The following is a 19,608-nucleotide window of genomic DNA, read 5'->3' as shown; positions in this document are numbered from 1 at the left end:
GCAAGTGATTCTTTAGTTAAGCGTATTGGCAAGTACTTCGAAAATGTCGTCCATTTCTTCCATTTGAAGTCCTTTTAGACTAAAGTCACTGGGAGTCCGTTCGACTTCTTTTTTCTGCGTGCAATGTGTAATGATTTCCCGGAGATGTTTTTGATAGCTCTCACTCAATTGATGGATGGACTCTTCTCTAAACTGCTCCTCACTATAAGTAAACGTGATGAGAAGCTCCCCACCTTCAATTCTTCCTGTAATATTCAAAGCGGTATAAATCTCCGAATCGGGACTCAGATTGTTCTTCCCATCCGCTCCGAGTGAGTTGCCTGAACTATAAGGAGAACGGGTAAACATTTCACTGTTAAGACCTGAGTCAAACTGCCCCAAATAGTTAAACGTCACTTCGGGTTGTAAGAAAAAGGACAAGGAACGGCGTTTTTCAGGTTTTGTCATATATTTTAAAATTTCATAGCCAATGCCTTTATTGGGGATCTTCCTCAGGTTTTCTTTCGTGCATTTGATATGGTCAGGTAAGTGATTTATTTGACTCAAATCTAGTAAAACTGGATATTGAGACGTAAACCATCCGATTGTTCTTGTCACGTTAGCGTGTTCGATCACATCCTCGCGCCCGTGCCCTTCTAGATTAATCACGATTTGGTCAAGCCTGCTCCACTCTGCAACGGCTAGCCCCAACGCTGCCAGTAATAAATCATTGATTTCTGTTTGATAAGCAGAATTTGCCTGTTTCAACAATTGTTCGGTTTCCTCTGCTAACAATCCGACCTGTATGTTTCGGATACTCTTCTGTTTGCAGCCCACCGTTTCATAGTCTTTTGGAAGGGAAGCATTCCTAGCTCCGGATTCAAGATTCTGCCAATACGGGATTTCTCTCATCAATGCATCACTATTCGCATATTCGTTCATCCATACTGCCCAATTTTTAAAAGAATCCGTCTTTTCTGGGAGAACGATTTCTTTTCCTGCTAGTACCTGACTGTATGCAGTTGCTAGATCCTCAAACAGAATGCGCCAAGAGATTCCATCCATGACTAAATGATGGATGGCCAAAAACAAATGATCGCCTTGAAGCGTATGGAACAGGGCTGCTTTCACCAACTGTCCCTCTTGTAAATTCATGCTGCCATGCAAACGCCTCGTCTCTTCTTCGATTGCTTGCTGGACATCCGAATGAGTGGTCAGATCATATTGAAGGAATTGGTATAATTCACTACCCAATCCACGATTCTGTTGAACAATTCTTCCATTCTCGTTTCGATAGATCATACGGAGCGCGTCATGATGCGAAACGATTTTATCCAAGGCCTTTCGGATAGCTTCAGGATCAAATCCCTGTTCGCGATACAGCACATACGATTGATTCCAATGGAACATATTCGTAAAGTTCTTTTCAAAGAACCATTGTTGAATTGGCGTCAAGTTAACAGGGCCTTCGATAATTCCCTGCTCGCTTCTCCTCGTCGTACTTTTGACATAGAGAGCAACCTGTGCAATTGTCGGGTAATTCAGCAAATCTTTCGTGTCTAGCTTTCGTTGATAGGCATGCAAGCGGGCAGCGACCTGGATCGCTTGAATAGAATCACCGCCGAGTGAGTAAAAATTGTCGCGAATCCCAATTTTCTCGATTCCTAATACCTCTTGCCATATGGTTGCGAGAATCGCTTCTGTCTGATTTCTGGGAGGTTCATATGCTGGATTTGTCTCAGCATGAACATCAGGTTCTGGCAATGCTTTGCGATCAATTTTGTCATTCGGAGTGAGCGGCATTTTATCCAGCTTCACGAAATAAGAAGGAAGCATGTACGCAGGAAGCTTTTGAGCGGCATATTCTCTGATCTGCGCAGGAGTTACTTCCAGTTGCGAAATAAAATAAGCGCACAAATAGGGTTGAGCATGTTGGTCTTCTCGAGCGATTACCACTGCCTCTTTTATTTGTTCATGCTTCAGCAAGACGGACTCGATTTCTCCCAACTCAATCCGATGACCCCTGATTTTTACCTGATGGTCGATTCTGCCGAGAAACTCGATTTCTCCAGTCGGCAGCCATTTGGCAAGGTCTCCTGTCCTGTACATCTTCTCTCCTGGTACAAACGGGTTATCCACAAATTTTTCGGCGGTCAAGTCTGGGCGATTCCAGTATCCTCTGGCTAAGCCCACTCCGCCTATGCATAATTCGCCTTCACTGCCAATTGGCTGAAGTTGCAGTTCTTCATTGACAATATAAACGGATGTATTTTGAATTGGTTTGCCGATTGGGATCGTTTGGTTGACGAGCACATCGGAAGGTGCCTCCCAAATCGTCGCGCAAATGCTTGTTTCCGTAGGTCCGTATGCATTCACGTACCTGACTTTGTTTTTCCATTTATTCACTAAAGGGAAGTTGGCAGCTGAACCTGCCGTAATCATGATGCGAAGTGTAGTAATATGTTCTGGGGTGAGGTGAGTCAAATATGTGGGTGGCAACGTGATGATAGTCAACTCATTTTCACTCAAATAGTTTTCAAAACTGATGAAATCATGAATTGTCTGTTTCGAAAGGATGTAGAGGCTGGCACCGGTTAGTAAAGCCATGAACATTTCCCATACCGATGCATCAAAAGACATGCTGGCAAACTGTCCAATCCTGTCTGCAGGTGTTACACCAAACGTATTTTGAAAGAATGATTGCAAATTCGCGATCCCTTTATGCTCCAGCATGGTTCCTTTCGGCTTGCCGGTCGTTCCTGAAGTATAAATGATATATGCCATGTCAGTTGGCTTGCTTGGCAAGTGAAGATTGGAATCTGCGCGAGTATCCAGCTGTTCTTCCTCGAGCACGACTACAGAACCGCGGTATCCGACATCATAAACAAGTTGGCTGACGTTTTTCTGGGTGATGACGATTTTGGTTTGACTATCTTGAAGGATATATTGAATCCGATCTTGCGGATATTCGATATCGATGGGCACATACGCTCCTCCAGCCTTGAGGATGGCCAGAATAGCCGTAACATTTTCAATGGATTTTTCCATCATTACACCGACAATGCTGTCTGTTGTAATCCCTTTTTCAATCAGTGCTCTTGCTAATTGATTGGCCTTCCTGTTGAGCTCCTGGTAAGTTAAACGCTCATTTTCATAAACGATGGCAACTCGGTGTGGCACAGCCTCTGCCTGTTCCTCGAATAACTGATGGATCGACTTATCCTGTGAATATTCCGCTTTCGTATCATTAAACAAGGCTAGCTGTTCTTTTTCCCACTCCAAGTCGATGAGATTGGCCTGATTTGCTAACATATGTCCCCTCCGATAATTGGCAAACTTTTGTCTATCATGAAGTGTGACAATACAATGTGATGGCCAAACAAGTAAACGAAACTACAAGGAAATGGTCGCTAAATCTGGAGATGGAGCCTCAGTGACCAATGGATCATATTGGAAACCCCCTCATCAACACCATTTAATATAATGGCCAAATGTAACAAAATATGTGGGTTTTTGTGTATTTTTTGTAACTATTAACCACCTTCATATTACTATGGTCATGAACCAATTTTCACCTACAAATTTTCCGCGATTTTACATTTTTTCACAATGGGGATAATTCCCTGTTTACTCGAAGCGGTTTTCAGGACAAAAGTCACTTTCCATTTTTTGGTCAAAACATGTGCACTGGTACTCTAGCCGAATGGACTCAGGACATGATTCCTGACCCTTTCGAACAGGAAAATACATTACCTAAAAACAAATATGCTGGCCTGCACACCTCCTTACAATCCAGCAGAATAACGTATTCATATGCACCTGTTTGAGAAACTGTTATTCATTATAACAGAGAGCGTTTTGGAAATCAGTTAAAAAATAGGCAATTTATGTTAAATGTGTTACTTTTTTACCAAGCTGTCTTCATTCCCTCCAAAAAAGGCTCACATTTTCTGGTTTCATTCGAAAGTATGAGCCTTTGGAACCTTTTTCTTTCAGGGATAAACACCTCTGAAAAAGGATAGCAGGCTACCTATTAAAAGGCAGCCTGCTATCTTCTATAGGGGCCTAACTCCCCCTTTTTTACTTGGATGAGTCAGGTAGCACGTATCAATTCCCGATCTCGTTTGCCGTGTAGCCAGTGATAAAGCGGGATGCTGAAAAGAATAAAGGCGACCATCCCCCCGAAAATCGTACGATATCCAGTATGCGGTACGATAAATCCAAGCAGATAGGGCCCGATTCCTAATCCTAGATCATACATAATGTAATAAGTAGAGGTTGCTAATCCAAAGCGATGCGGAGCTGTCACCTTCACAGCTACCGTTTGGGCTATGGAGTTAAAGTTTCCGAAGCCTACTCCAATCAATGCAGCAGATAGCAGCAGCATCCAGGAGGTTGAGGCTTGACTGAATAGAAGCATCCCGACAGCAAATATCACCAGGCTGGGGTATGTCACGATGTTCGCCCCTCTTGTGTCCATTAGCTTTCCTGAGAATGGTCGCGAGAGGATAATGACAATGGCATACACCAAAAAGAAATAACTCGAAGCTGAGGAGAGATTAATTTCTTCCGCATAAAACGATAAAAATGACAAGACACCCGAATAGCTAAAGCCGATTAATAAGGCGATGAATGAAATCGGCAAGGCTTTCGGCTCGATGAATTTCGAAAGCAGAGAACCTTTTTCTTCCTCTTTCACACTTGTGGAAGGAAGCGGAACATTGATTTTTGCCATGGCATAAAAGATCAAACAAATCAGGGAAAACACGACATTCATCGTAAAGATCCAGGTAAAACCATTTTCAAACCGCAATAAGATCATGCCGAGAAAAGGACCAATCGCAGTGGCTAAAATCGCACTTAAACTGTAATAGCCAATCCCCTCACCCTTGCGAGATGCTGGCAGGATTTGGGCAATAATGGTACCTGTTGCTGTACTGGCAATACCAACGGCAATTCCTTGCAGCAATCGATTGACCAGTAAAAAGCTGATATGGACGGCAAAAAAGTATAGCAACGAGGTGACAGCAAAAAATCCCAATCCAATCCAAAGCGTTTTTTTCGTACCAAGATAACTAATGGCTCTACCGGTGAGTAGTCGGCCAATCAAAGCACCAATAATAAAGATACTGGAAACTAAGCCAGCTGAACTGGTTGTAGCGTGAAATTCTGTTTTGGCATACGAAGCAATCGTAACCATTAGTAAGAAATACATAAGTGTCAAAAGAAAATTAATGAAAGAAACAATGACGAACTCTTTTGTCCAAAGCCTTTCCTTTTTCACTGCTTACCCTCTTCTCTTTAGGTTCATGATGAGTTTTTCCAGTACGGTGGCTACTGCGTGTCTTTCTTCTTGTGAAATACCCTCCATTAACTCTTCCAAGAATGGTTCAGTCGCTTCCATAATTGTCTGATGTAGCGCTTCACCTTTCTCTGACAAGTACATAATTTTTTGGCGTTTGTCTTCACCTGATAAAATTGAAATCATTTCACGCGCAGCTAATTTTTGCGCAATGGGTGTAATGGCAGGCTTCTCTACTTGCCAAAAATCGGCCACGTCGCTAAAAGTAGCAGGACCGTTATTTTTGAGATAACGAATTAACGCCCATTGCGTGACGGATATACCGAATGGAAGTAACTCCTCTTGCAATTGGTTATTGTAAATACGATGTGTGAATGCGACCTTTGAAAAGAACGGGTACATGTTAGCACCTCTTATTAGTTAATTAATTTAATTAATTATATTTCTTTTTTTGCTGTTTGAGAAGGTTTAAATTATGTTGGGTTCCCTTGTGGCTTTTTCCATCTACATTCGTCTAATCTATATCATCATACAAAAGGAGAAAAATCATGTTGGTAAAAAGGCTTTTCGCCATTCATTTCCTATTATTGCTTTTCTTGGGGCTTTGTTTTCCAGTACCTATGTTTGCGAAGGATTCCTCCATTCAAAATCCGTATTATGTATTTAACTGGGATGAGGCAGGCAATGTCCGCATTACCGATCTGGCGAAAAATGAAGTCCTCTCTTCCATTCAGTACCAAGCCGAATATGGGGCAATCTACAATGCAATGACTCCTTCCCTTCCAAAAGGAGCCAATCATATAACGTTGGATCAAAGTCCACCATTTCAACCGGGGGCAGCCATCGAGCTTCGCTCCGAATCGTTTGGCGGCAGAATGAATGCTCCACTTGTCCATCAGGCTAAAGTGACTGCCGTCCGAGGAAATGACGTATATTTCTCTCCACCTACGACGAAAGTGATCGACCGGAACATTTTTATCAAACGGGGCAGCCATTGGGTTCGCAAATGGGATGACGTAAAAGTGGAACAACAGGAGACGGGCACTGGTAACACTGTCATCGTCACAGCTCACACTCCGATTGCAGTGGTTACAACACAGTATGCATTGCACAAAAATAGCCCAGCCATCGATATCACCGTAAAAACCACCTACAAGCGAGAGGCAAAGGTTTTTCGTGAAGCGTTCGCCCTGCAATTCAAGCCAAATGCAACAGAGGTATATCGCAAGAATCGAAAAGTGGATACACAGAAATTCCAAGCTTCTTACTGGCTGGATCACCAAGGTGCGAAATTTGGTCAAGGGAAGCAAACAGCTTTTTTGTACCATGCCCCCAACGTGTCTTCACTTGAATTGAATACAACGCAAAAACAGCTCATTGTGAATCTGGATCACATGAACGATCACAGATACGTACAGCAAACCTCTACGAATCAAGTCGGAAAAGTCCGCCACGCTTCCGAATATCGCGCAAACGACGAACGGACGAATTCCTTTTCGCTGGTAGTTGGGTATCAACCGAAGCTCATGCCACGTTTTATGAGTCAGCCTTCTGGTTTTTTGGCGACACATGTATGGACAGAGCATGCTGACGAGCAGACGCTGCAAACGAATCGGGCTGTTTATTTCGGCTCCGAGAAGATTACATCGTCGGCACAAGCAACAGGGGGTTTTGTCAAACACCGGATTCCGGTTACGAAAAGCGTGTTTTATTCGAATCCGTATTTTCAACCGAAATCACCTGTCAATGTCGCCATTGCGCAAAGCCCTGAATTTTTGCAGTTTCTGGATGACCTCAATCGGAACGGTAATGATATTGGTCTACATACCCTCTATCCTTACGAATTAAGGCATTATCAAAAGACTACAGAGGATGCGTTGCAAGTAATGAAAGATCGCTTCCAGAGCAGGACATGGATTGACCATGGGTATTTGAAGTCTAGCTTTGCCTTTAACGCACTCGACATCCAAACGGCGAATTACTTGGCGCATCAATGGAAAAAATACGGCACGTCGTATTTTTGGCACTACAGCTCAGAAGATATCGCCAATCCGAATAATGGCCTTGATCTGTACCAAACCCGAAGAGGCGACTCCCTGCGGACTCCTCTCTATTGGTCGCATCCGACAGTGACTGGCCCGTTTTATTCCTGGTCGGCTGCCACCATTCCGGAAGATACACTGCCTCTGTATCGGGAGCAGAATCTCCAGCAGCTCATTCAAAATCGGGGGGTTTTTATCAACCATACCTACTTGGCAAGATGTCCGTCCAAAAAGCAAGGTGGGAAATTCGTCATACGAGATGCCAAAGGTAACTGGATTATCCATCCAGATTTTGACCGCTTGTTGAAGCGAATGGACGCGCTGCGCCATCAAGGCAAATTGCATTTGACGACCGTACGTGAAATCATGGATTATTGGCTCGCCCTCTCTCAAGTCAGGATGGAGTACGCACCAAACGGCTCTATTGTTCTGCACAATGATGGCAAGCTCAAGATTTCAGATCTTTCCATGGCGGCAAAAGCTTCCGAAGTTTATGTGAACGGGATAAAGCCGTCGCAAAAGAAAGCGGATGGCGACCTTATCTTTTGGTTCGATTTGGAGCCAAATGCAGTTGCGGTTATTGCTGCGAACAAAGTGGATAGTACGGCACTCCCGAAATGAAAGTAAAATCAGTGACCATACAAGAAGCTTCCCTAGCAGTTCCAGGGAAGCTTCTTATTCCTTCATCTATTGAGACAATTTTACCAAGCTGTAGTTTTTCTTGCCTTTGCGAATAATGATGAAGCGGCCGCCGATAGCGAGACTTGGCGTTACTTCCAGTTCCAAATCAGTAACGCGCTCGCCATTCATGGAGATAGCGCCTTTTGTAATATCCTCACGTGCTTGACGCTTGGATGGCTCAATGCCGACCTCTACGAGCCAGTCGACAATGTTCTTCGTTTCGAGAGTAGATTCATACGTCGGCATTTCTTTGAAGCCTTGTTCGATCTCATCTGCGGACAGCGATTTAATATCACCAGTAAACAAAGCTGCTGTAATGCGCTTCGCCTGCTCCAGCAATTCCTCGCCGTGCACAAATCTCGTCATTTCCTCAGCCAGCGCTTTTTGCGCCTCGCGTTTATGTGGCTCTGTCTGTACTTTTTCAGCCAACTCTTCAATTTGTTCTTTGGAGAGGAACGTAAAGTATTTCAAGTATTTCACAACATCGCGGTCATCGGTATTCGCCCAGAACTGGTAGAATTCGAATGGTGTTGTTTTGTTTGGATCAAGCCAGATGGCTCCTCCTGCTGTCTTCCCGAATTTCGTACCATCTGCCTTCAGCATCAGAGGAATAGTGAGACCAAATGCCTTTGCTTCCGGTCCTTCTTTTTTGCGAATCAGATCGAGACCGCTCGTGATGTTGCCCCATTGGTCGGAACCGCCGATTTGCAGCTGAACATCTTCATGTTTGTACAGATGCAGGTAATCCAGCGATTGCAGAATTTGATAGGAAAACTCCGTAAACGAAATGCCGCTTTCCAGTCTGCTCGACACAACATCCTTGGCAAGCATCGTATTGATGCTGAAGTTTTTCCCGTAATCCCGCAAAAATTCAATGACATTGATTTTGTGCGTCCAGTCGTAGTTGTTCACCAAACGGATTTGGTTGTCGCCTTCTGTAATGAACAGCTTTTTCATCTGTGCGGTGAGTTTGTCGACGTTCTCCTGAATTTGTTCCAGTGTTTGCAAAGAACGCTCGGATTGACGGCCGCTCGGATCGCCAATCGTACCTGTTGCACCACCGATCAAAATAACCGGGCGATGACCAGCGAGCTGGAAGCGTTTCAGTACCATGAAAGGAATCAAGTGACCGATATGCATGCTGTCACCTGTTGGATCAACACCGCAATATAACGAGACTGCTTTTTCATTCGTTAATTCTCGCAGCCCTTCTGCATCTGTTTGCTGATTGATGGCTTCGCGCCATTCGAGTTCGTCGATAATATTCACTGCCATACACTCCTTCAATCTCCTATGGTAAAAAACAAAAAATCGCCCCTTGTCTATTGTAGACATAGGGACGATTGAATAACCGTGTTACCACCCATCTTGCACGAATGGACCCAAGCGTTAACGCAGGCCATTCATGCCACTCGAAGCGAGTTATCGTTCGCGATTCCGCTCGGCATTACCCGAGATACTCCAGAGTGTAATTCGCTCGCTTATTGTGTACCGGGTTTCATCAACCCCCGGCTTTCTAGGACAGGGAATAAGCTGCTACTGGGCTCTTTCAACGTATGTTTCATATGAAATTAAAGTCAGTATATTGAATTCAAATAGCAATGTCAACCATGTAGCAATGATTCCGACACGATCCCTTATTTTATTTTCGTAAGACCGTCGGAAGTTAGTTCATAAACAGCTGTTGCGACTTCATGTAAATACCGTCGATCATGCGAAATACTGATAATCACACCAGCAAAAGCCGTTAAGGCGCGGCACAGAACAGGAGTCGTCAAAGGACTGAGGTTTCGCGTCGGTTCATCCAGTATCAATATTTCGCACTGATCCAAAATCATTTTTAACAGGAGCAATTTCGCTTTCTGTCCCCCAGATAAGTTCTTAATGGGTTGATGCATCTCATCTTTTGTAAATTTCATACTGCCTAGATGCGTAAACGCTTTTGTAATCGCATCTTTCATTCCTGTTGTGTCCAAGTATTCAATCGGTGTTTTGGTCGAATCCAGCCGGTCTTCGTAGTTTTGGGGCATGTACCCGATCTTTAAGGACGAGTGCTGGACTAGCTCATCCATGATCTTTTTCAGCAACGTCGTTTTTCCGATCCCATTTTCCCCAATAATCGCGACTTTTTCTGGCCCCTTGATCGATAAATGAATCTGTTTCGATAGCTGTTTGTTCGCTATTTGCAGTACTTCCAATGAATAGTCGAGAATTTGTTTACTACCGGGGACATGTACCGCTGAATCAAATCGGAATTCACTCGCTTCTTCCACACTCGGGACTTCTAGAAATGATTCCGACGCTTTCTCCATTCGCTCTCTTTGATTTTTCAAGGACTTAATTTTCTTTTGCAGTCGCGGATCGGACCGTACGTTCCGATGCTGATGCTCTGCTTTATTCCAAATGTCATGCCATTTCTCCATTTGCTTTCTATGATTAGAAGCTTGTTTTTTGGCTATCTGTTCTTGTTTGCTCAAATTGTTCTTTCGATTGGCGAGGTAAATCTCATATGGCTCTCTTGAAAACGTATATTTGGGAACTTGTTTGCGCTTCGTCAGTTCCATATGAAGGATACCGTTTGCTGTATTCGCAATAAACGTTTCGTCATGCGATACATATAGGACAGGAATAGCCGTCTGTTGAATAAACTCTTCTAGCCACTCCATCATTTGAATATCCAAATCATTGGTAGGTTCGTCCAGCAACAGAACATCATGCTTCTTTGCCAACAGACTTAAAAAGCGGTATTTGAAACGCTCACCACCGGAAAAAACGCCCAGCTTTTTATCTGAATCCAATGCATGAATCCCGAAATCATCCATCGCTCTCACTAGTTCTTTGGTCCATTGATTTTCGGCAAAAAAGTCGGCAACGGTCATTTGTTTTTCTTCGTCCGATAGCTCCTGTGAAAGAAAACCGATGGAACATTCGTTTCGCAACACGTTACCTGCAAATGTGCAATACCCGGCAATCATTTGTTCCGCGCAAATCAATTTTAATAAGCTGCTTTTTCCATTTCCCTCTTCCCCGATGATGGCAACCTTGTCACCAGTTTGCAGGGTCAGATCTAAATTTTGAATGAGAGTCCTGTCGTCTTTTTTGGTGGTAATCGTGATATTGTGCAGTTCAACCATTTTTGGATTCCCCATTTCGTTTTTACATTTCTCGTCATTTACTCTTTGTTCATCTGGATCACCCCCTTTTTTTGACAACAAAAAAAGATGCTTCTGTCCAATAAACAGAAGCATCTTGCTCTCGTACTAAAAATCGCTATATGAAAAATAGATCATACAGGAATTCAAGCTATAAATTTGCGGGTGAATTTGGCTTCTTGTTTATTTATTATAGGATTGGCTTTTCCAATAAATAAACAATTGCGCAAATGATTCACCCTCCGGTCCTTGCAGTTGACTTCAATATAGCACGGCCTTCTAAATACTGTCAATGAAGCTATTCGACCAAGGCTAGCAATTCTGCAAGCTTCTCTTTGATGGGGGAAGATTCCTTTTTTACCGCCTGTGCGAGCTTCTTGTTCCCGCCGAAAAGGCGATAAATAACCATTTCCCGATGGTAATCTTCCATCGTTGCAAGCTCCCCTATCAGTGCATTCACCAGTTCGGCACGATCGATGGTGATATTTTTCAAAGGCTTCGCCGAGTCGCTACTGCCAAGCACCAGAGAGACGAGTACAGGGATATTCTCTACGGTTACACCATGCGCCTCCATAAAAGCTATGGCAAAATCGTCCTGAGCCGACTGATGCTCCGTGTCGACCAGCTTCATATAGCGACGAAAGAGTGGAAAATAATCGCTACTGGACAAGCCGAGAGCCAATACCGCATAAGTGCCGGGCATGACGGATTTCTCACTAGGCTCTACATCCCCATACCACGCGAACTCCTCCATTGCAAGCTCGGCATATTCTGCGATTTTTGGATATAAAGCAGGATAACGGGACGCATTGGCAAAAAACTGGTGGAGACCTGACTTCGCCAGCTTTTTTACTGGCAAGTAATTCTTTTCGCTGCTCTTCAGCTTGAGCTTGTACCCTTTGGGAAATCCTTCACGCAAAAGGCCGTTGATAAAATCGATGGCTTCACCGTACGCGGCTTCCTCCTCAGATACAATCCAAATGTCGATCGCTTGCAAAACGTCATTGGCGCTTGCTTGAATCATACTGCTTTTATACTCGCTATCAAAGCGGCCGCTGCCCCGTTTTACATAGTCCGCAGCCCGCTTGGAGCCAAGCTGAACAGCGAGGTCCAAATACTTCTTGCGAGTATCCGGCTCCTTGTTACCTATTGCGAGAGCGACATACAGGAAAAAGTCCAGCTCCTCTGTTTTTGGTTCCTGACGCTCCTGCTCGGGTTTCAAAACCCAATCCAATCCATAATGCCCGGTACGATCAAAAAATTTGACTAAAAACCGCTCATTCGCCCAGCCTTTTAAAGCCAAAGCAGAGTGGTATGTCCACGAATCACTGCGTTCTTTATTGGAGCGCAGCTTTTCGCTAAGACGCTGGATGAGCGGTTCGATTATCTCCTGCTTTTGTTCCATCAAATCGGGATTGACGAGACAACGAGCGAAGAAGAAATCGTCTCTTTCTTTCGGACGTACAGGAAGCTCCGCTTTAATTTTTGTCTCGATGAATTGATCCAGTGCTTTTTTTAGACTCTCGCGTTTTCGCTCGTTGATGAAATGGCGAGAATGGCATTGCACCGATTGTTTCCACTCGAATTCGAAAACAAGCACTAAGTGGTAATTAAAAAAGTGAGATGCATAGTCCGTGGAGTGGAACAGAGCTTCCATTCGATCACACAGTGCGGGAAAAAACTCTTGCATGAGCATTTCCTCTGTAAGCTCCTCCATATAAGAACCCGCATCGTATTTGTACGAGTCGTCACTCCAACTGAATGGTTCATGGACATCTACGTGGATTTTGCCATTGGCCCAATTGTATTTTCCTTTTCTCCACGCCACTCGCAGGTAGTCTTTGACCCCCGCCTGCAGTACACTCCAGTCTTTGATCTCGTTGATCCGCTGGTTCTCTTTTTTGTAAATTTCTAGGATGGAAGTCCATACTTCATTTAGAAATGCTTCTGCTGCCTGATGCATTGACTTAACTCTCCTCCTCGCCAAAACCAGCGCTGCCGACTTAACCTATAACCTTGACGACATTGCCCTCGCTATCGGTAATATTGGTTTTTACAATGTTTATGGCAATTCCCTTCAGGGAAGGAATCTCAAAGCTGCTTTCCTTTGGAAGCAACTGCTTGGTAAGAGCACTCGTTGTCGCATCATCGATAACAACGCGAATGACGTCCTCTCCTGGAATGCATTCAGGCTTGTCTCCTGGCTCAAACACAACATGGACATCAGGTCCCACCAGTCTCAAGCTCTCCCCTTTTCGCATACGTCCGCGGAGAATTTTTCCGATGACTTCCGCTTGCTTAGCTCCCAGCCTCAGGGTCGAGGGCGTATTTTTCAAAAAGCCTTTTTTACCTGGCTCCCATCCTAGCTGGCTCACGAACAAATAGGCAGTGTTGGAGCCTTCTTGTTCCATTCCTTTTTGAACAGCATCGGAAACTGCAGAGTTGCGAAGGAGAGAATCCCGCTCAAGATCGGTTATGTAGGAAGGCATGTACGGCAAGCCAGATTGGAGTACGCCTCGTGTATTCCAAGCCATCATTGCATCGAGTTCATCACCTGTGATCCCGACCATCTGCAAAAATTGAACCCGACCATTCGGCGTATCGATTTCAGCAAGCTGTGGGTCCGTGACAAAAGCGAGCGCAGTCAGTTGGGTATCGGCACCCAAGCATATCGGTCCGTTCGCATCCAAATGATCCCCTGCTTGAAAAACATTGCCCGTGTTGAATACGTAACGCCCCATATTTTGAAGCAGATTCAGCGCCCAAGCAGGCGGTTCTTCCTCGTCGTCCTTTCGCGCCAATCGAAACGTCAATTCAAAGCCAAAACCGCTTTCCTCTTCATTCTCGGATTCTTTTTCATACAACTCGGTAAATCCATAGGTAACAAAATGCCAATGCGGGTAAGGCTCGTCCGCTTTGTAGGCGCTAATTCCATCTAATGGATCGGGACCACCCAGTGCATACGAGATAAGCGTGCCGTAATGTTTAGGCTCCTGTTCTCCATAAATCTTCCTCATCTCCTGATCAATGGCATCCCAGCCAGCCGACATCATTTCTTCATTCCATTCTTCGTTCATTTCTCTTGCCTCCTATGTAATGACTGTCTTAACAATAGCCAAAATGAATTTTGGATACTCTATTAGACGGTCAATACCAACTTAGCAAATTACATCGTTCTCATTCCCTTCTATAACAAAGTCTTTAAGTGGTCTGTGCTATCCCATTCGGAACGACTGGCTTCGATAACCAGTGCTGGTCAGTTTGCACATGATTCTTGCGCACAAACTTGGCCGCAGATTGTTTAAAATCTTCGTACGAAAAGCGCTCCGTTAATCGTACCACGTACCCCTCTTGTTCCCCACCGAAGACAGACTGCTTGGTGTAGCAGCTTTTTACGGTCTCTTCGCTCCAAATCCCTCTGTATAAGACAGGTGCTGTTTCTAAGCCAAGTAATTCAGCCCATTCTACCGTTTCATCCCACGATAAGCATTCATTGTTTTCATTCCAGATCGAGAAAACGTAGAAATAGCTCGTTAAATGCTCGTAGTAGATGGAGTGCAGCGCATATACATTTTCCCCGCAAATTCTCCAGCCTTCCGGGATATGAAACGAAATCGTCCCGTGCAGCATCTTTACCCAATGTCTAGATGCGTGATCTTTGCTATCGAGTGACCTTGCATGGATATGGTTTCGGTACAGCGTGGTATTTTCTCCATCCAGCTTCTCTGTCACGACTACTTCTTTTTCCTCGAAGTGACCAACCGTTCGCAAAATTTTATCATCGTCGGTTCTACTTCTTGACCAAGGTAAATGAAAGGTTCTCGGGTATTTTTTCAACATCATTATTCACCTCCCTTATTTCGCATAGGCATCACCTTCCTTGAAAAAGTACAGCTTCCACAGGTACTCATCGCCCAACAAATGATAAATCTCGGAAATATCTTGCTGCGTTCCGTAGTTAATCTTCATGTGCATTTGAATCAGGTTGACGACTTCGAAAATAAAATCATCGTCGAATCCTAATTCTTTTAAGAAATGGCAAGCAATTTGTGCAGATACATGCTCATGTCCGTAGTAGGAGTAATGGCCTTTCATCGGCTTGTAGGTTTTGCAAAATGGTTTTCCTGTATCGTGAAACAAGGCGACCACCTGCATGAGAAATTTGTCTTCTTCCGTGTAAAAGGCGTTTACATAATCGAAAACATGATAGGTATGCTTGCACAAAGGGTACTGATGATAAGGGTTTTCCTGATTAAATTGATACATCTCTTTGAAGATCGGAATGGTACTCAGCCTGCCGAACAGCTCTTCATAGGAGGGTTCGTTTTGAAGCAATTGAACAAACTCTTCTTTTTCAATGGCATAAGGAACCGGCTCGTGCAAGAGATGAATGTGATCCCAGCCCTCATTCTTGATGGGAAAATGGAAGTTCTTCCGCATCTTCGCCAAGATGTATTCGTCTACGGTTCTCTTTCGGGATCGATTGCGCTCCAGACAAACCGAATAAGGAACATCGACGTAATAGCATTCCTTTTGGACATCGGGAAATTTGGCAAGGACCTTCATTCTTTTCTCTCTGTCAATATTGGTTGCGTCCAAGATGACATTCTTTCCATTCGCCAGCTCTGCTGCAATTTTCGAATAAACCTCAAAAAATACTTGTGCAGATTTTTTTTGTTTTCGCTCATCACCGAATAAGTTCTGGCGGATTTCATCCGTAGACACGATGGTTGCCCGTTCCTTCTTGGCAATTTCTTGTGCCCACTTGCTTTTGCCACTGCCCGCAATGCCTGACAGGACGATTAATTTCTTTTTCACTTATATCTCACCTCCTTTCAATAAAAACATAATTTCGACACGCTTTTCCAATATTATACACACTTCGCGTATGGATGGCACCCTTCTTTGTTCCTAGATTTTCCGTTCTTTACAGCCACGGTCCAAAGAAATTCTGTACAGCTTGCTCGGAATAGCTATCTTCCCCCCGCCAATTCACGACTGCGAAAAAGTCGTTCTTCCCGCCACGCCCTGGTCTGTCCTTGCTTGGAGCCAAGATTCCTGCGGATGCAAGAATTTCCATGAAGACATCCCGTTCGTTCTTGCTAGATGGAAATGCTCCATTAAGACGCTTCTCCAATTGACGAGCGGCATCGGTTGGTTCACTGCTGGCGATGATATCTAGCACTTGACGGAGAATGGCTACATCTTCTTCCTGTACCGAAAGATTTTCCTCCTTGCTTACTAGCTCCAGATCCAGCATGAGGTACAGTAGATAGTTCAGGCGTATACCTCCCCACTTGATTCTTTCAAAATTCAATACATTCAAATCTTCATCCTTATAGTTCTCTCTGCTTGCAATATGGTAGCGATCGCAATGATGGCAGTCTCCGTACATAGCGAAATAGGTGCCGTTTTCTGGATTCGTATACTTGCCAATGTTACTTTCGAACGCATGGGCTTTCAGTGTCTCCGTCAACGCCCAGCTAGACAAGGCACTGCGCAGGTACACCTTTCGCGTCGAGAGACTGTGCAAAAATGCTGCGGCGACTTGTTCTTTCGTCACTTTTTCATGCAGAGCAATGATTTTGTCTATACACTCCTCGTGACTGATCGTTAGCGGGTCAAACATGAGACCTTTGCTTTTTGCGTATTCAAAATCTTCTCCCGAAAAATCGTACGGAGCACTGTTCCATCCTTTGCTGCTCCAAAATGTTTTCATCAAAATTTGCTTTGCTTTTTTATCCATATAACAATTGCTCCTCTTTTTGTTTGGCTTTCCATATTTTAGCGCAGATCGGACGCATGAAAAAAGAGTCCAACATGTGAAAGATCGTTGGACTCTGATTGCATGCGATCATGTACCGCAAAACGTTTGGTAAGGACATGCTGATTCCGCTGGCAAAGTCGTGTATTCTACCTGTTCAGGAGTGTACGCATATGGATCAGAAAGAACTGCCAGGAGCCGTTCCATCACCGTGTAGTCGCCCTCTTTCCATGCTGCTTCCAATGCTTCTTCTACACGATGGTTCCGAGGGATGACTGCCGGATTGCTCTTTTTCATCAACTGTTGTACCACGGCGGTGTCTTCTGGCTGTCTCTTCAGTCTCGCTCTCCACTGCTCATGCCATTCCGTGAATTCGCTCGTGCCAAACAGCACGGTTTCTTCTGGTTGGTTAAGCGTGAAAGCACGGAATGTATTCGTAAAGTCAGCCTGGTGGTCCTTCATCATATTGAGCAGACCTTCGACCAACGCTTCATCCTGCTCCTCTTCGTTTAACAATCCGAGCTTTGCCCGCATTCCTGTGAGCCAAATACCGTGATACAGCTTGCCAAATTCAGCAAGGGCATCTTCGGCCATTTTCACAGCCTGCGCTTCGTTATCATGCAGCAACGGCAATAAGCTTTCCGCAAAACGAGTAAGATTCCAAACGGCTATGTACGGCTGATTTCCGTAAGCATAGCGGCCCTGAACGTCAATAGAGCTAAATACCGTTGCAGGATCATACGTGTCCATGAAAGCGCACGGACCGTAATCAATGGTTTCGCCGCTGATCGCCATGTTGTCGGTGTTCATGACCCCGTGAATAAATCCTACGAGTTGCCACTTGGCAATCAACGCAGCCTGACGCTGGATGACTTCGTTCAGCAGAAGGAGATAGCGGTTTTCTTCTGCTGCGATCTCTGGAAAATGTCTTTGTAACGTGTAGTCAGCTAACGCACGGAGATCTTCTACGGAACAAAATCTTGCCGCGAATTGGAACGTGCCTACTCTGATATGACTGGCTGCGACACGCGTCAAAATAGCACCAGGCAGCTCGGTTTCGCGATAGATCGACTCGCCGGTTGTCACTACAGCAAGGCTCCGAGTCGTAGGAATGCCAAGTCCATGCATGGCCTCGCTAATGATGTATTCACGCAGCATCGGGCCAAGGGCTGCTCTACCATCACCCCCGCGTGAATAAGGTGTTCTGCCGGAACCTTTCAGTTGGATATCAAAGCGCTCGCCTGTAGGCGTAATTTGCTCACCAAGCAGGAGAGCACGACCGTCGCCTAGCATGGTAAAATGGCCAAATTGATGTCCCGCATATGCTTGAGCGAGAGGCTCTGCACCTTCCGGGGTTTTGTTTCCCGCAAGCATGGCTATGACTTCTTCGCTTTGCAGTGCTTCGACATTCAGCCCAAGCGATTTAGCCAATTGTTCATTGAGAATGGCTAGCTTCGGTGAGCGTACAGGAGGTGGATTGAGCCTGGAAAAAAACGATTTGGGCAGCGTTGTATAGCTGTTATCGAAGTTCCATCCCGGTTCGATTGTTGCTCTTTTGTCTGTCATTGTATCTCCTTTGATCGATTGGCGTTATTTGAATGGACGTAACGGTACGCATAATACATTTTGCCAATTTATTATACCCTTTTCATGCAAAAATGGAGCACATTCGCACATTTTCCTCGCCGAATATATTTTATGAATTGGAGGAAAAATACCATTTACATAAAACCAAAAGGTGTTATATCATCTTGAAGTAGAACCTAAAGGTGTTAGATTTTCACTATGAAACGGAGCGATTTATCATGGAACAGAACAATCAACAAGCTGTAGAAGATATTAAACAAACCATCGTTTTCGACGCCCCTATTCAAAAGGTATGGGAGAAAGTATCCACTGCGGAAGCCATTTCTGCTTGGTTTATGCCGAATGATTTTCAGCCAGTGGTTGGTCATGAGTTTCATATCCAATCCCCTTTTGGACCGTCACCGTGCAAAGTGTTGGAAGTAGAAGCGCCACATCGCCTTTCTTTTGCTTGGGATACAGACGGGTGGGTCGTCTCATTTCTTTTAAAAGACCTGGGAGATAAAACGGAGTTTACCCTCATTCATGGTGGATGGAAAGCGGCAGATGAGATCATCGGAAAAGCAAACGCAAAGAGCTCAATGATTCGCGAGAAGATGAATCAAGGTTGGGTTGGAATTGTTCATGAGCGTCTGAAAAAGGTTGTGGAAGGCTAAATGTCTGCTTCAGCAGAAAAGGTTGATGTATTTCAAGCGATCGCTGACCCTACTCGTCGTGAAGTCCTTCGCTTGCTAGCTGAAAAAGAATTGCCGATCTCAGCGATTACCTCACATTTCCCCATAAGCCGAACCGCTGTGGTCAAGCATCTTCATATACTTGCTGACGCAGATTTGGTTACGGGACATAAGGTAGGCCGTGAGAAAATTTATCGGTTGCATCCCGGTCCCCTGACAGAAGTAAAGCAGTGGCTTTCCTTTTACGAACAGTTTTGGAACAATAAGTTATCAATGTTGAAGCACCTTGTAGAGACCGATGGCGATACGGCATTAACTATCGTGGAATCGGAACTGGATCAAAAAAGGAAATAGCTTGTCATGCCCTTCCCTCTTGATCAATTGACCCGAGATCAAGAGGGTTATCTTTGATGAGGCATTTCTTATAGCA

14 protein-coding genes and 1 other annotated feature are annotated in these 19,608 nt (G+C 44.6%); of the genes, 3 read left to right on the top strand and 11 right to left on the bottom strand.

All coding sequences use genetic code 11. The annotated features are described in order from the left end of the window. Window positions 1-12: 12 nt before the first annotated feature. The 3 genes from tycA to C7R94_RS08385 form a co-directional block, all read right to left on the bottom strand. Window positions 13-3,291 (bottom strand): tyrocidine non-ribosomal peptide synthetase TycA, encoded by a 3,279-nt coding sequence (gene tycA / locus C7R94_RS08395; RefSeq protein WP_106779924.1) that lies wholly within the window; start codon window positions 3,289-3,291, stop codon window positions 13-15. A gap of 781 nt (window positions 3,292-4,072) precedes the next feature. After that, window positions 4,073-5,263, bottom strand: a complete 1,191-nt coding sequence (locus C7R94_RS08390) for an MFS transporter (protein WP_106779922.1) — start codon at window positions 5,261-5,263, stop codon at window positions 4,073-4,075. 3 nt (window positions 5,264-5,266) lie between these two features. Next, the gene (locus C7R94_RS08385) at window positions 5,267-5,683 is read right to left on the bottom strand and encodes a MarR family winged helix-turn-helix transcriptional regulator (RefSeq protein ID WP_106779919.1); all 417 of its coding nucleotides are present in this window, start codon (window positions 5,681-5,683) and stop codon (window positions 5,267-5,269) included. Window positions 5,684-5,829: 146 nt separating this feature from the next. Between C7R94_RS08385 and C7R94_RS08380 the strand changes: the two genes are divergently transcribed. Then, window positions 5,830-7,944 (top strand): hypothetical protein, encoded by a 2,115-nt coding sequence (locus tag C7R94_RS08380; protein ID WP_106779917.1) that lies wholly within the window; start codon window positions 5,830-5,832, stop codon window positions 7,942-7,944. A 66-nt stretch (window positions 7,945-8,010) separates the two neighbouring features. On the opposite strand, the gene tyrS is transcribed toward C7R94_RS08380, so the two are convergent. The 8 genes from tyrS to C7R94_RS08340 form a co-directional block, all read right to left on the bottom strand. Then, entirely contained in the window at window positions 8,011-9,279 is a 1,269-nt protein-coding gene (gene tyrS, locus C7R94_RS08375; RefSeq protein WP_206768143.1) for a tyrosine--tRNA ligase, read from the bottom strand. A gap of 57 nt (window positions 9,280-9,336) precedes the next feature. Beyond that, window positions 9,337-9,566, bottom strand: a binding site (T-box leader). A gap of 75 nt (window positions 9,567-9,641) precedes the next feature. Beyond that, window positions 9,642-11,138 (bottom strand): ATP-binding cassette domain-containing protein, encoded by a 1,497-nt coding sequence (locus C7R94_RS08370; protein WP_106781231.1) that lies wholly within the window; start codon window positions 11,136-11,138, stop codon window positions 9,642-9,644. A gap of 316 nt (window positions 11,139-11,454) precedes the next feature. Beyond that, complete coding sequence (locus C7R94_RS08365) at window positions 11,455-13,119, bottom strand: DUF6138 family protein (RefSeq protein ID WP_106779914.1); 1,665 nt, start codon at window positions 13,117-13,119, stop codon at window positions 11,455-11,457. A gap of 40 nt (window positions 13,120-13,159) precedes the next feature. Beyond that, window positions 13,160-14,233 carry a suppressor of fused domain protein gene (locus C7R94_RS08360; RefSeq protein WP_106779912.1) on the bottom strand — a complete coding sequence of 358 codons (1,074 nt, stop codon included), beginning with the start codon at window positions 14,231-14,233 and terminating at the stop codon, window positions 13,160-13,162. A 124-nt stretch (window positions 14,234-14,357) separates the two neighbouring features. Continuing rightward, the gene (locus C7R94_RS08355; RefSeq protein ID WP_106781229.1) at window positions 14,358-14,996 is read right to left on the bottom strand and encodes an RNA ligase family protein; all 639 of its coding nucleotides are present in this window, start codon (window positions 14,994-14,996) and stop codon (window positions 14,358-14,360) included. A 15-nt stretch (window positions 14,997-15,011) separates the two neighbouring features. Next, complete coding sequence (locus tag C7R94_RS08350; RefSeq protein WP_106779909.1) at window positions 15,012-15,974, bottom strand: AAA family ATPase; 963 nt, start codon at window positions 15,972-15,974, stop codon at window positions 15,012-15,014. 109 nt (window positions 15,975-16,083) lie between these two features. Next, window positions 16,084-16,902, bottom strand: coding sequence for a VHS/ENTH/ANTH domain-containing protein (locus tag C7R94_RS08345; RefSeq protein WP_106779907.1), 819 nt, complete (start codon window positions 16,900-16,902; stop codon window positions 16,084-16,086). Window positions 16,903-17,010: 108 nt separating this feature from the next. Next, window positions 17,011-18,486 (bottom strand): protein adenylyltransferase SelO, encoded by a 1,476-nt coding sequence (locus C7R94_RS08340; RefSeq protein WP_106779905.1) that lies wholly within the window; start codon window positions 18,484-18,486, stop codon window positions 17,011-17,013. A 239-nt stretch (window positions 18,487-18,725) separates the two neighbouring features. On the opposite strand from C7R94_RS08340, the gene C7R94_RS08335 reads away from it, so the two are divergent. After that, window positions 18,726-19,160 carry an SRPBCC family protein gene (locus tag C7R94_RS08335; protein WP_106779903.1) on the top strand — a complete coding sequence of 145 codons (435 nt, stop codon included), beginning with the start codon at window positions 18,726-18,728 and terminating at the stop codon, window positions 19,158-19,160. Continuing rightward, window positions 19,161-19,532, top strand: coding sequence for an ArsR/SmtB family transcription factor (locus C7R94_RS08330; protein WP_106779900.1), 372 nt, complete (start codon window positions 19,161-19,163; stop codon window positions 19,530-19,532). Window positions 19,533-19,608: the final 76 nt, after the last annotated feature.

This window comes from Brevibacillus sp. NRRL NRS-603, from assembly GCF_003013445.1.
Taxonomy (GTDB): Bacteria; Bacillota; Bacilli; order Brevibacillales; family Brevibacillaceae; genus Brevibacillus; species Brevibacillus formosus.
Note: the sequence above shows the minus strand (reverse complement) of the source record. Positions and strands in the feature narration are given on the sequence as shown.

Bases quoted from the DNA above. Each gene is read 5' to 3' on its own strand.
- tycA (WP_106779924.1), bottom strand. From the start codon at position 3,291: ATGTTAGCAAATCAGGCCAATCTCATCGACTTGGAGTGGGAAAAAGAA.
- C7R94_RS08385 (WP_106779919.1), bottom strand. From the start codon at position 5,683: ATGTACCCGTTCTTTTCAAAGGTCGCATTCACACATCGTATTTACAAT.
- C7R94_RS08380 (WP_106779917.1), top strand. From the start codon at position 5,830: ATGTTGGTAAAAAGGCTTTTCGCCATTCATTTCCTATTATTGCTTTTC.
- tyrS (WP_206768143.1), bottom strand. From the start codon at position 9,279: ATGGCAGTGAATATTATCGACGAACTCGAATGGCGCGAAGCCATCAAT.
- C7R94_RS08370 (WP_106781231.1), bottom strand. From the start codon at position 11,138: ATGGTTGAACTGCACAATATCACGATTACCACCAAAAAAGACGACAGG.
- C7R94_RS08365 (WP_106779914.1), bottom strand. From the start codon at position 13,119: ATGCATCAGGCAGCAGAAGCATTTCTAAATGAAGTATGGACTTCCATC.
- C7R94_RS08360 (WP_106779912.1), bottom strand. From the start codon at position 14,233: ATGAACGAAGAATGGAATGAAGAAATGATGTCGGCTGGCTGGGATGCC.
- C7R94_RS08355 (WP_106781229.1), bottom strand. From the start codon at position 14,996: ATGTTGAAAAAATACCCGAGAACCTTTCATTTACCTTGGTCAAGAAGT.
- C7R94_RS08345 (WP_106779907.1), bottom strand. From the start codon at position 16,902: ATGGATAAAAAAGCAAAGCAAATTTTGATGAAAACATTTTGGAGCAGC.
- C7R94_RS08340 (WP_106779905.1), bottom strand. From the start codon at position 18,486: ATGACAGACAAAAGAGCAACAATCGAACCGGGATGGAACTTCGATAAC.
- C7R94_RS08335 (WP_106779903.1), top strand. From the start codon at position 18,726: ATGGAACAGAACAATCAACAAGCTGTAGAAGATATTAAACAAACCATC.
- C7R94_RS08330 (WP_106779900.1), top strand. From the start codon at position 19,161: ATGTCTGCTTCAGCAGAAAAGGTTGATGTATTTCAAGCGATCGCTGAC.